A 12,184-nucleotide genomic window follows, 5' to 3' on the forward strand; every position below is an offset into this window, starting at 1 on the left:
GCCATCATCAAGCACAAAACGCTCGGCGCCAAGATTGGCAGCCTGAGTTGCAATCTCTTTGAGATCAAGCAGGTTATGATTGTAGTAAACAGCCTCCCAGCAATTATAATGGACAGGACGCGGGCGTGCGGCATCTGGAAATTTGACTATGTGATGACGCGTATGGCGCTGAAAGGCGCGGGCAGAACCGTTAATTCCCTCATCGGAATAAGTGATATAAAGTGGTGATGTCTCAAATTTCCTGCTCGGTTCGGTTTCCACGTTCGCTGCGTGGCCAAACTGGATCTGACGGCGTCCATCCGCGAGTTCCTCTGCAACCATTCTATGTCCGCCCGACCAGCCATAATGGAAGGCATAGACTTCACCCTGGGTGTTAGTCGCTCCCCGCACAGGAATGACCAGTCCCGGAAAATGTTCGTGCCCCGTCCGGCCCGTCCGATTTTCTCGATAGCGCATGCCGGCTTGCCAGGGCGTGCGGATCTCTTGAAATTCTCCGCACCAGCGACCGGCGAAATCAATCATTTCATCTGCCATCTGGGGTCCCGGCAGAATGGGTGCGGCAAGCCAGTCCAGATGGACCGGATCATCAGCAGAAAGAGTCGATTGGGCCGTGATGATATTGCTATCCTCATAAGCTTTAAACTCTGCAAGATAATAGATCCCGCCTTCAACGTTCTTGTAAGACAGCCTTAACTCATCGTCTGATGCGGAGTGATCTTCATGCAGGCAAAATTTTGGTAATATGGGCTGGCCGGATTTTGAACGAAGGATCATGCCGGGTTGCCCCGGAAAGCTCCTTGTCGCCTCAGGACAGATCGAAAGATCGGGATTCTCATCAAGCATGCCCCCGGTCAGGTCTATCAAATAGGCTTTATAAAGCTGCTCGAGATTTTCATCCCCGGGAAGAGGTGCTCCCCAATAGATCACCGAAGGCAGTCGATCCCTGTCAGAAGCAAGAACGAGGGTCTGCCCGCTGGTATCCAGCCGCCAGTTTTTGATCATTTAACAGCACCCAAAGTGAGACCGGCAATAAAATGGCGTTGCATCAGGAAGAACATCGCCACCGGCGGAACTGCCGCCATGAGTGATGCCGCCGAGACCAGATGCCATTGTGAGACAAACTGGCCATTGAGGGCGCGAACACCGGCGGTAATCGGCTTTGAGGCTTCACCTTGTGTGAGAACCGTTGCCCAGAAAAAATCATTCCAGACAAAGGTGAAAATCAGAACGCTCAGGGCTGCAACTGCCGGACGAACCAGCGGCAGCACCACAAACCAGAATATCTTGAATTCGTCGACACCTTCAATGCGTGCGCTTTCAACAAGGTCAAAGGGTAACGCCTTGATGAAATTGCGCATGAAAAGCGTACAGAATCCGGTCTGGAAAGCGGCATGGAACAGCACCAGACCGGTGACCGTATCATAGAGTCCGGTTTTTACAGACAGATCACGGACCGGTACCATCAGGATTTGAAATGGCACAAAATTCCCGGCGACAAAGATAAAAAACAGAGGCAGTGCCGCACGAAACCTGTAGATTGCCAGCGCATAACCTGCAAGACAGGCCAGTGCCACAGAGATAATAACTGTAGGCACCGTTATTTTGATGGAATTAAGAAAGTAGATCGACGCCTGGGAATTGCGAAACACATCGATATAGTTCTGCACCATCTGAAACTCGTTCGGCCAGCCGAACACATTGCCCGTGTTGATATCCGCAGCTGAGCGGATGGAGGTCAGAAAGATCGCGATCAGCGGCAACAGCCAGATTAGCAGCGCAATCGGCACAAAGACCTTGTATAGGATCTGACGGTTATGGCTGCGCTTTTCTATCGGTGTCGGAAACATCGCTCATCCCCTCCTCTCATCTTGATACATCACCCAGAGGAAGTAGCTGATGAAGAAGAGCATGATGAAGAACAGGATGACCGCAATCGAGGAGCCGTAGCCCATGCGGAATCCATATTCACTAAGCGCAGTTTCATACATGAAATAGGAAAGCACGTTCGATGAACCCCAGGGGCCGCCTTGGGTCATGATTGCGATCATATCGAACGAGCGGAGAGCACCGATAACTGTGACAACCACCGCCAGAAATGTCGCCGGCCAAAGTTGCGGCAGGATCACATAGCGCAACATCCGCCATCCGCGGGCACCGTCAAGACGACCCGCTTCAATTTGATCGGCGGAAACATTATTGAGGCCGGTAAGATACAGAATCATGCAATAGGCGATTTGAGGCCACAACCCTGCTGCAATGATGCCATAGGTGACGAGATTTTCATCTCCGAGTATCGAGGGGGGCGTTGCCCCAAAAAATTGCCAGATTTCGCCGATAATCCCATAATTCGGATTATAAAACCAAGTGAATATCAAACCCACAACGACCTGAGAAATCACAAACGGGAAGAAGAACATGGACTTGTAAAACCGCATGCCCCAGATGTTCTGATTGAGGAAGAGCGCAACAAACAACCCCGCCGGAACAGCGAGCATATAGAGAATCAACCAGAGCAGATTATTCTTCAGCGAGATATAAAAGCGCTCATCTTCGATTAGCTCACCGTAATTGGCAACCCCGATCCACTCAGGGACACCAATGCCATCCCATGCATAAAAGGAATACAGCATCGACTGAAAAATTGGTGCGATCACGTAAATCGTAAAAAAGATCATCGCAGGAGCAAGGAATATCCAAGGTGCCATGCGTTGCCGACTGGCGCGTTGCGATGCCGCCTTTGTTGAACTCATACCCAACCTCTTGAACGATAGGGATAGCGCCGATGAAATATTAAGAAGGGCACCAGTAATACAGAAAATAATCCGCACCGACCGCTATAGGCGGGTCGGTGCGGAGAAAATGATATTGTTATTTATAGACGCGTTCCTGAACGCCATCAAGACGTGTAAGAATTGCATCAAGACGGCCGGGGTTAACCATAAACTCCTGGAAACCCTCCATGCCGGCCTTGGCCATTTCTGCCGGTGCGTCGCGGTCATAGAATTGTGCCAGACCGGATGCGGTAGAAACCGTCTCAAAGCCTTCGACAATGAACTTGTCATCATTATTGATTGAGGCTTTCGAGTTTGGCGGCAACTGACCGATAGTCTTGTTCCAGTCACTCTGGATTTCCGGCCGGGCTATGAAGCTGAGGAACAGGCGCGCCTCTTCCTTGTTCTTGGCACCTGAAGGGATAAAGAACGCATCAGCCGGTGCTTCCTCGGCACGAGCCAAACCCGGGGTAATTTCAGGGAACTGGAAAAAGTCAATCTGTTCTTCCTTCAGACCCGCATCCTTATAAGCTGCGACTGAGAAATTCCCCATGACATACATCGCGGCATCGCCATTGGCAAAAGGAGCAATCGCATCCTGCCAGGACATCGTCGCATGGTTTTCCACGAAGGTACAACGATCAAGCATGGTCTGCCAATTCTCAAAGGTCTTGCGAATACGCGGATCGGTATATTTGATCTCTCCGGCAGTCAGGGCGTTATGCACATCATAACCATTGGTCCGCAGATTGAGATAATCAAAGACACCTGCCGCCGTCCAAAGGAATCTAGTCCCAATTGTAAACGGCGTAACGCCATTAGCCTTCAAAGTATCGCAAGCTGCAAGAAGTTCGTCCCACGTTTCTGGCTCCGAAATGCCGTGCTCATCAAAAATATCTGCACGGTAATAGATCCCCCACTGATAGTAGGAATAGGGCACGCCCCACTGCTTGCCATCACGAGACATGGTTGGTTTGATCGCCTCAAAATTGGATGAAAGATTCCGATCCGAAGACCACAGACCTGAAATATCCTCAAACTGGCCGGCATCCACAAACGGCGCCATCCGGTTGCCAGGGTACCACGCCGTGATGTCCGGCGGATTGGCTGACAGGAAGTTGCGGATCGCAGTTTTGTGCGCTTCACGGTCATTGATATTGACAGTGACATTTATGTTCGGATGCGCCGCCTTGAAGGCTTCAACAGCGGCTTCAAATCCCGCTTTCGGCGCCGGGTTCGGGTCATCGAAATTGATAACCAAATTACCGGCCTGATCTGAACCAGCGGGGTCGGTCAGGCTCGGAAGCCATTTCACAAGCAAGGCACCAACGACCACGACAACGATAATCAGGCCGATAATTTTCACTTTATTATTTTCCATTATTTTATTCTCCCATAATTGACATGTGGCAATGTAGTTGCCACTATACGTAACTAGATTCCTATGTATGTGGGCATAAATCATGCCTGTAGTCAACAGAGAAACACAGAGAATCACATGAATGATACAGGGCTCAATACAGCGGTATGCTTGGATCAGACGGACATGGTATCCCATCCGCCCGCCTGCAGCCGACCATTTGCAACAAGTTTGATTTATCTATAATTTATCCGGGAAAATCGCAGCTTTGATGCTGCCAGCAGAATGAGGAAATCATGTCAGGTGTAAACCTTGAAAAGGCTATCAAACGCTATGGCGACGTTCAGGTGATTCACGGGGTGGATTTGCAGGTCGAGCCGGGCGAGTTTTGCGTTTTTGTAGGGCCTTCGGGGTGTGGCAAGTCCACTTTGCTGCGCATGATCGCCGGCCTTGAAGAAACCTCCGAAGGTAAAATCTCCATTGGCGAGAAGGACGTCACCAATGTCGATGCCGCAGACCGGGGCATCGCCATGGTTTTCCAGACCTATGCGCTATATCCGCATATGACTGTGCGCGAGAATATCGGTTTCGGCCTAAAAATGAACGGCGTCGATAAAGACACAATCAAATCAAAAGTTGATGAAGTGTCCAGCATACTCAAACTCGGTGACTATATGGACCGCAAACCCAAGGCTCTTTCAGGCGGGCAACGCCAGCGCGTTGCCATCGGACGGGCACTCGTTCGCGGCCCTGAGGTATTTCTCTTTGACGAGCCGCTATCCAATCTCGATGCTGAACTTCGTGTTGACATGCGGGTAGAAATCGCGCGCTTGCATCAGGAAATCGGCGCAACCATGATTTATGTTACCCATGATCAGGTCGAGGCGATGACGCTGGCCGATAAGATTGTCGTTCTGCGCTCAGGAGTGGTCGAACAGGTGGGCACACCGCTGGAACTCTACACTGATCCTGACAATAAATTCGTTGGCGGTTTTATTGGCTCCCCGTCAATGAATTTTGTCAGTGGACAGGCAAAAGGCGGCAAGATTACCTGCAAAGATTTGCCGGATCACAGCATCACCGCCCCAAAGTCCGCATCGGGCAATATACTGCTCGGCCTGCGCCCGGAACATCTCCAGCTTGACCCCAAAGGCAATAGCCTGACCGTCCAGATCGTCGAACAGCTTGGCGGCGTCACCTATGTCTACGCCCATTCGGCAGACGGTGAACGGCTGATCATTGAGCATAAAAATCTCAAAGCCCCTAAATTCGGCGATAAGATCGGTGTGAAATTCAATGCCAAGGATGTCTATCTTTTCGATGCGAAAAGCGAGAAACGCATCCGCTAGTCATGCAAATAGAAAACGATTTCCTTGCCGTGAAGCTCCACCCCCGAGGTGCAGCAATTGATAATCTCTTCATCAGAGCCCTTAACCGGAATGTTGTACGCACCTGCAGTGACCGCAATGCGCCGCACCACTATGTCAACACGATTGTCGGTCCAATTGCCAACCGCATTGCCGGCGGACAGTTTTCAATTGATGGCAACAGCTTCACCCTTGATATGAACGAGGGCCGGAACACTCTTCACGGCGGGCAGATCGGACTTTCCGAATTGGAGTGGGACGTTGTGGAGACCGGCAAGGCGCAATGTGCCTTTGCAATCGAACTTCCTGATGGCCATATGGGTTTTCCCGGACCCTCGATTTTCAAGGCCATGTATAGACTGAATGACAATTCCCTTGATGTTGAACTTAGCGCAGAATCAGAACGAAAGAATGCTTTCAGTCTCGCGCCCCATTATTATTTTAATCTGGACGGATCTGCCGGTATCGATAGCCATTTGCTACAGATCCATGCCGATCACTACCTGCCCGTTGATGAAGACCTGCTTCCTCTCGGCAGAACTGAACCGGTGGCAGCAAGCGAATTTGATTTCCTGAAACAGAGGCTAATCGCGGGCACCCCTCTTGATCACAATTTTTGCCTGAATGGCAATGGTCTGCGTGAACTTGTCATCCTCGAGGTCGATGATCTGAATTTGACCATCGCAAGCAATCAGTGCGGAGTTCAGATTTTCGACGGTCGCATCTTCAATCGCGAACACATCGCCATCGAACCGCAGGGCTGGCCGAATGCTGTAAATGTGTCAGAATTTCCAAGTCAGGAACTCCCGGCAGGACAATCCTACAAATCGCACAATCGCTTTTCATTCAAGAGAATCCCGTAAATAATGGCGTAACAATTCTCATATTCTGCACTCGTGGCACACAGCTACTCTCACAGATCAAAAAATCACAGAAGGTGTTGACCGGGATAACTCAAAAATGAGGTCCTGGCAGCCGGATAAAAATGACTTTCTTCCTTAACCTGATCTGATCTACTATAGGGGACGCTCCCGATAAGATTAGAATTGAGGTTAGCTTTTGCCTGTTAAGATCAATCCCTCTTCACGACACCCCCGACAACCTCTTCCCCATATCGAAAAGAACCCATTCACTGTGGTGGTAGAGAGAGGCGGAGCTCCTGAAAGTGAACATCTCGTCGACCTCGCGGTTGTGGATTGTGACGGTCATGTCGTTCTGGCTTATGGCGATATAGAACGAACTATTTTTCCCCGATCGGCCATGAAGCCCCTGCAGGCGATTGCCGTAGTGGAGTTGTTGCAAAATCTTCCGGAAAAGGGCTTGTTTTCTGATGCGGAATTATCGCTCATTACCGCCAGTCATAATGGTGAAGAGATACATGTCGATGGTGTCCATGCCCTTTTATCCAGATTTGGTCTCGATGCCGAGCAACTGGCATGCGGCGCTCATTGGTCGCTTGATAAGGCCACGGGACTGGCTCAAGCGCGGGCGATGGAAAGGCCATCCAAGGCGCATAATAATTGCTCGGGCAAACATGCGGGCATGTTGATTTTGGGCCATCTTATGGATGTTGATCTTAAAGGATATCATCAAATTGAGCATCCTGTTCAGCAGCGCATTCTCGGCGTCATGGAACAAATGTCCGGTGTTGATTTTCTTCAATATCCCAGCGGGGTTGATGGATGCGGTGCTCCGGCATTGAGCGGGCCCCTTGGCAATTGGGCGCGCGGCTTTGCTGTATTTGCCAACAGATCCATGCTTCCTGACGGCCGGGCTCGTGCAATCGAGGCCATCAGGGATGGAGTCGCTGCCGCCCCGTTAATGATTGCCGGCACAGGGCGTTGTTGCTCGGCCGTTGCTGATGTCTATGGCTCATTAATGACAGTCAAGACTGGTGCTGAAGGGGTATATGCAGCAGCATTTCATGATCTTGGTCTTGGATTGTTGCTGAAGGTCCGTGACGGGCACAACCGGGGTGCGGAATTCGCATTGGGAGCCGTTCTCCATAAACTCGGCTATAATGATGACAAACGCCTTAAATCATTTTTCAAACCCGTGTTGAAAAACTGGTCCGGAGATGTGGTTGGTAAAATCACGCTTCCTACCCCTCAATCAGGCATGAACAGCAGATCCGATAATTAAATGATGGGTTAGCAGCCTGACAGAAAATGAATGTTTTGTCCGCACTTATCCCGGTATGCGATACACCCAGGAGACCGAAGTAATCAGCTCATACCCGGATCGGAATTACGCAAGGGAACAAGCCTCATCGAATTTCAATCTGGGCAAGCGCTGAAAAATCCCCGTTTCATCGGCAGTGCCGATATTGCAAAGGAAGTTAGACTTGAGCGTTGTGCCGGCAAAGAATTCCTCATCCACAATTTCATTGGAAAACCCGGACATCGCACCCACATCAAGACCGATAGCGCGGGCGGCAATCATCAGATATGCACCCTGAAGAGTTGAATTACGATATGCCGTATCCAGTGCTAATTCCGACTTGCCTTCAAAAAATGCCCGGCCGTCCTGGTGTGGGAACAACTTCGGGAGCTCTTTCCAAAACTCGATATCATAAGCAACAATTACAGTCAGAGGGGCGGCCATGACTTTGGGAGCGTTGGCAGGCGCCAGCGATTTTGCAAGTTTTTCTTTACCTTCCTGAGAACGGATAAAAATGAATCTTGCCGGACTGCTGTTCATGCTGGTCGCACCCATCTTCAAAATTTCATACATGCGCTGGATTTGCGCATCAGTCACGGGGATGTCTTTCCAGGCATTATGTGAACGGGCACGAGCGATGATAAGGTCAACTGAGGCTTGGTCAAGTTGGGCGATTTCATCACGCAGGGCACGAACATCATTTTGGGCAGCTTTGATCAGCTCTTCTGAATTTGCGGTGTTTTTACTTGTAGAAGTCAATGATCCGATTCCATATATGAGTTGCCGAAGAATATTAAAATACCCATACCCACAATTCAGTCGGGCGGTCAAATAAAATCGGATTTAGTTTTTTGCTCATGGGTTATGGTTTGATGTATCACCATTCTCGCAATCCTAACAAGGAATGAGAAATTGATGACAATAACAGTTTTGTGACGTTTACCGCCCTCAAGGATATTGCTGCCGGAGAAGATATTCTTCAAAATTATGGCAAAGACTCTTGGAAACCCCGTAAATGATACAGAAGAATATGCTTTTGGTTGTTAAAATTCTACAGCCTGTCCGCTGATTGCGGATTGTTGAGCAGCCATGCCCATCCGTACTGCCCAGATACCATCGTCCAGGCTTACTTCCACTTGGCCATTCCCGCGCACGACGTTTAGAAATTTCAAATGCTGGTGGTAGGTTGAACCATTATGGTCCCCGGCATTCAGAATCGTCTCGTCGATCGGGCATTCCACGACCTGCGGGTTACATGGGGAGCGCGGACTTTGGATGAGTTGCGGTACGGGCCAGATCCTGTCGTGTCCGCTTCCGAGCCGGTTGGGGCTGGGTAATTTGATTTCCAGCTTTCCTTTGGGGCCGATGGCATGGATCATCCCTTGGTATTCCGAGCCTTCAGCAAACATGGATAATTCAAGTGAAGCCCTAACACCATTGATAAAATCTATGATTACATAACCGGAATCCCAAATATCAGGTGTTCCATCATCATAAACTTCATCCAGATGGTTTTCCATCTGTCCTGCACTGGCCATAACCCGCACCGGATCCGATTTCAAAATCAGCCTCATAAGATCAAAAAAGTGACAGCATTTCTCAACCAGTGTTCCTCCGGTTAAATGGTTAAATCTATTCCAGTTGCCAACCTTTTCAAGGAACGGGAAGCGATGCTCAACGAAGGTCAGCATTTTGACTCCCCCGGTGAATCCGTCCACTTGATTTAAAAACTCCTGCATCGGCGGCATATAGCGATATTCCATCGCCACCCAAACCGGAGCTTTGTAGTTTTTCTTGAACTTTTCCACGCGGACAAGATCAGCCGGATCGCTATAGAGTGGTTTTTCTACCAATATCGGCAGGCTGACTTTGGCAGCGACCTGCTCCAGTTGCTCGACATGACAAAAATTCGGACTTGCGATGAGGAGACAGTCCATTGGTTTATGATTCAATAATGTCTCTATGTTATCTGTAAAGACTGCTTCTGGCGCAATTTGTGCAGCGCTGTCGCGCATCCCGGCATCCGGCTCATAGATGACCGAAACCGCTGCGCCTTCCAACAAGGCTATGTTGCGAATATGTTCATGGCCCATCATACCGCAGCCAATTAATCCGTAATGAACCGTCATTTTTGTATCCTTTATTTTAGCCTTGCAACATAACTTACCACAGCCGAGTCAAACCAGCTGCGCGAATATTCAACCTTCCGATCATCCTTAGCAAAGCCAAAACGTTCAACATAAACGGCTTGCGTGCCAGCGGTTAGCTTGAATGGGGGGACCTGCCAGTTTGGTACCGGTGACATGCTCACCCAATCTTCTGCCCGGGTGATCCACAGACCCAAGTGTTCCTGATAGAATTTATACATGGATTGTGAAATTACTGCCGTATTAATTTGCGGAGCGACGGAACCATCCAGCCAGATTTCCTCCAGTGCAGCCGGTATCTCATCCACAAATCTTAACCGACGGAATCGGTGACCAAATTCAGCGTTGCCAAAGTCGGGCAGGTCGGCTGGCTTGGCAAGCGTATCAACGGATATCATCCGCGCCGAAGGCAGCCCGCCCCCATTGGGCTTTTCCAGCCTGAAAAATGAATAGATGGAGTTGTAGTTCTCGGTCTTTCGAATAAAATTTCCGGAGCCTTGCCTGCGATCGAGCAGACCTAAATCGGTGAGCCGTGCCAGCGATTTGCGTAATGTCCTTACCGCTACCCCATAGCGCAGGGCCATCTCACGTTCCGGAGGCAGACAGTCACCCTCGACAAGTATTCCTGCACTTATTTCACGTGCAAGCTGTTCGGCAATCTGCAGATAAACAGGCAGATTTCCATGATTTTTAATGTTGGCAGACCGCACGCTCGTCATGAATTGATACACCATTGATTTATCAGATATACCATGCTTTATTTGATTTTCTCAAGAAAAGGAAGTGCTATGACAATTGTGCCCATTTCAAGTCCGGAACTGAAAGCAGCTGAAGTGAGTTATTTCTCAGCCCTTTGTTCGGATGATTACCGACATCTTGGTGTACCGGAGGGTGACTTGCGATCAAGTTGGGCACATTGCTCGGAGATTGTGAAACGTTCCGAGGTAAATGGTTTTCGTAATATTCTTTGTCCGTCCTCATATCAGGTCGGACAGGATACCCTGTCTTTTGTTGCAGGTTGCGCGCCGATCACCGAAAAGGTTAATTTGCTGGCGGCTGTGCGGTGCGGAGAGATGCAGCCGATAATGCTGGCCAGAACGGTAGCCACGCTGGATCATATGCTGAATGGGCGGCTGACTATCAACATCATCAGTTCTGATTTCCCGGGCCAGAAAGAAGACAGCTCCTACCGCTATCGGCGCTCGCGAGAGGTCGTGGAAATTTTGAAGCAGTCCTGGACGCAGGATGAAATAAATTATCAGGGGGAGATCTACCAGTTTGAAGGGCTGACGTGCGATCCGGCAAGGCCATACCAGCAGAATGGCGGCCCGCTACTTTATTTTGGCGGTTATTCCCCGGATGCGATCGAGCTTTGTGCCCAGCATTGCGATGTCTATTTGATGTGGCCGGAAACCCGTGATGAACTGGCCGGAAGAATGCGCGCCGTGCATGACGTGGCGACATCTTTTAACAGGACGCTCGATTACGGGCTACGTGTGCATATGATCGTTCGCAAGACGGAAGCTGAAGCCCGCGAATATGCCGAAGAGCTGGTTTCTAAGCTTGATGATGAGGACGGACAGCAAATTCGTAATCGGGCATTGGACAGTACATCGCTTGGTGTAGCCCATCAGGCGCGCAGCCGTGATCTGGCTGACATGGAAGGATTTATTGAGCCGCACTTGTGGACTGGTGTTGGACGGGCGCGTTCAGGCTGCGGAGCCGCCCTCGTTGGTTCGGCTGACCAGATACTCTCAGAAATTGAGGCCTATCAAAAGATGGGGATAAGAGCCTTCATCTTTTCCGGATATCCGCATCTGGATGAATGCGATTATATTGGCAAACTGGTCCTGCCGGAAATAAAGACCTGTTCCCTGCCACATGAATATGGCCGGGTTCCCAAAAGTGATCCTGCAACGCCGCTGGGCAAGGGAGAACGCAGATAATGGAGCGTGTCGCGCTGAATGATGGTCTGTCTCTGTCGCGTCTGATCTATGGTATGTGGCGGCTGGGCGATGATTCTGATATCTCGCCCGCAAACGTTCAGGCAAAAATAGAAGCTTGTCTGGAACAAGGGATTACCAGCATAGATCAGGCTGATATCTATGGCGGTTACATGGCCGAAGAAATTTTTGGACAGGCCTTGCGCAAAGCACCGCAACTACGTGATAAACTGGAGATTGTCACCAAATGCGGGATTATAGCTCCCGCCGGCCGTCATGAGGCGGCTCAGGTAAAGCATTATGACACCAGCCGGTATCACATCACGCAATCGGTAGAAGACAGTTTGCGCCTGATGGGTATTGAACGGATTGATTTGCTGTTGATCCACCGTCCTGATCCGATGATGGATCACTTAGAAACAGGTGCAGTCCTTGA

12 protein-coding genes are annotated in these 12,184 nt (G+C 50.0%); 5 read left to right on the forward strand and 7 right to left on the reverse strand.

All coding sequences use genetic code 11. The features are described from left to right. The 4 genes from V6Z81_10495 to V6Z81_10510 form a co-directional block, all read right to left on the reverse strand. Nucleotides 1-1,002, reverse strand: a 1,002-nt coding sequence (locus V6Z81_10495) for a glycoside hydrolase family 36 N-terminal domain-containing protein (GenBank protein ID MEG9862894.1), incomplete at its 3' end; no start/stop codon positions are given. Further along, nucleotides 999-1,847: a carbohydrate ABC transporter permease gene (locus V6Z81_10500; GenBank protein ID MEG9862895.1), complete on the reverse strand. Its 849-nt coding sequence runs from the start codon at nt 1,845-1,847 to the stop codon at nt 999-1,001. The genes V6Z81_10500 and V6Z81_10495, both read right to left, overlap by 4 nt. Before the next feature lie 3 nt (nt 1,848-1,850). Next, nucleotides 1,851-2,750 carry a sugar ABC transporter permease gene (locus V6Z81_10505; GenBank protein MEG9862896.1) on the reverse strand — a complete coding sequence of 300 codons (900 nt, stop codon included), beginning with the start codon at nt 2,748-2,750 and terminating at the stop codon, nt 1,851-1,853. Between the two features lie 118 nt (nt 2,751-2,868). Beyond that, complete coding sequence (locus tag V6Z81_10510) at nt 2,869-4,152, reverse strand: ABC transporter substrate-binding protein (protein ID MEG9862897.1); 1,284 nt, start codon at nt 4,150-4,152, stop codon at nt 2,869-2,871. Between the two features lie 275 nt (nt 4,153-4,427). Here V6Z81_10510 and ugpC point away from each other — a divergent pair, with 275 nt between their 5' ends. The 3 genes from ugpC to V6Z81_10525 all read left to right on the forward strand — a co-directional run bounded on the left by ugpC (nt 4,428) and on the right by V6Z81_10525 (nt 7,640). Further along, a complete protein-coding gene (ugpC, locus tag V6Z81_10515; GenBank protein ID MEG9862898.1) occupies nt 4,428-5,480 on the forward strand; it encodes a sn-glycerol-3-phosphate ABC transporter ATP-binding protein UgpC in 1,053 nt (350 codons plus the stop codon). Between the two features lie 2 nt (nt 5,481-5,482). Then, the gene (locus tag V6Z81_10520) at nt 5,483-6,361 is read left to right on the forward strand and encodes a hypothetical protein (GenBank protein MEG9862899.1); all 879 of its coding nucleotides are present in this window, start codon (nt 5,483-5,485) and stop codon (nt 6,359-6,361) included. Nucleotides 6,362-6,557: 196 nt separating this feature from the next. Then, on the forward strand, nt 6,558-7,640 hold the full coding sequence (locus tag V6Z81_10525; protein ID MEG9862900.1) for an asparaginase: 1,083 nt from the start codon (nt 6,558-6,560) through the stop codon (nt 7,638-7,640). A 105-nt stretch (nt 7,641-7,745) separates the two neighbouring features. Here V6Z81_10525 and V6Z81_10530 read toward each other — a convergent pair whose 3' ends face one another. From V6Z81_10530 to V6Z81_10540, 3 genes are all read right to left on the reverse strand, one after another. Next, entirely contained in the window at nt 7,746-8,417 is a 672-nt protein-coding gene (locus V6Z81_10530) for a malonic semialdehyde reductase (GenBank protein ID MEG9862901.1), read from the reverse strand. 284 nt (nt 8,418-8,701) lie between these two features. Further along, entirely contained in the window at nt 8,702-9,787 is a 1,086-nt protein-coding gene (locus V6Z81_10535; protein MEG9862902.1) for a Gfo/Idh/MocA family oxidoreductase, read from the reverse strand. Nucleotides 9,788-9,798: 11 nt separating this feature from the next. Continuing rightward, nucleotides 9,799-10,524: a GntR family transcriptional regulator gene (locus V6Z81_10540; GenBank protein MEG9862903.1), complete on the reverse strand. Its 726-nt coding sequence runs from the start codon at nt 10,522-10,524 to the stop codon at nt 9,799-9,801. Between the two features lie 69 nt (nt 10,525-10,593). Between V6Z81_10540 and V6Z81_10545 the strand changes: the two genes are divergently transcribed. Together V6Z81_10545 and V6Z81_10550 are read left to right on the forward strand one after the other, a co-directional pair. Next, on the forward strand, nt 10,594-11,751 hold the full coding sequence (locus V6Z81_10545; protein ID MEG9862904.1) for an LLM class flavin-dependent oxidoreductase: 1,158 nt from the start codon (nt 10,594-10,596) through the stop codon (nt 11,749-11,751). Beyond that, nucleotides 11,751-12,184, forward strand: a 434-nt coding sequence (locus tag V6Z81_10550) for an aldo/keto reductase (GenBank protein MEG9862905.1), incomplete at its 3' end; no start/stop codon positions are given. The genes V6Z81_10545 and V6Z81_10550, both read left to right, overlap by 1 nt.

Source organism: Parvularculales bacterium (assembly GCA_036881865.1).
Taxonomy (GTDB): domain Bacteria; phylum Pseudomonadota; class Alphaproteobacteria; order JAPOUT01; family JBAJNM01; genus JBAJNM01.

Coding starts and splice junctions, on each gene's coding strand:
- ugpC (MEG9862898.1), top strand. CDS start 4,428: ATGTCAGGTGTAAACCTTGAAAAGGCTATCAAACGCTATGGCGACGTT.
- V6Z81_10535 (MEG9862902.1), bottom strand. CDS start 9,787: ATGACGGTTCATTACGGATTAATTGGCTGCGGTATGATGGGCCATGAA.
- V6Z81_10520 (MEG9862899.1), top strand. CDS start 5,483: ATGCAAATAGAAAACGATTTCCTTGCCGTGAAGCTCCACCCCCGAGGT.
- V6Z81_10500 (MEG9862895.1), bottom strand. CDS start 1,847: ATGTTTCCGACACCGATAGAAAAGCGCAGCCATAACCGTCAGATCCTA.
- V6Z81_10540 (MEG9862903.1), bottom strand. CDS start 10,524: ATGACGAGCGTGCGGTCTGCCAACATTAAAAATCATGGAAATCTGCCT.
- V6Z81_10545 (MEG9862904.1), top strand. CDS start 10,594: ATGACAATTGTGCCCATTTCAAGTCCGGAACTGAAAGCAGCTGAAGTG.
- V6Z81_10505 (MEG9862896.1), bottom strand. CDS start 2,750: ATGAGTTCAACAAAGGCGGCATCGCAACGCGCCAGTCGGCAACGCATG.
- V6Z81_10510 (MEG9862897.1), bottom strand. CDS start 4,152: ATGGAAAATAATAAAGTGAAAATTATCGGCCTGATTATCGTTGTCGTG.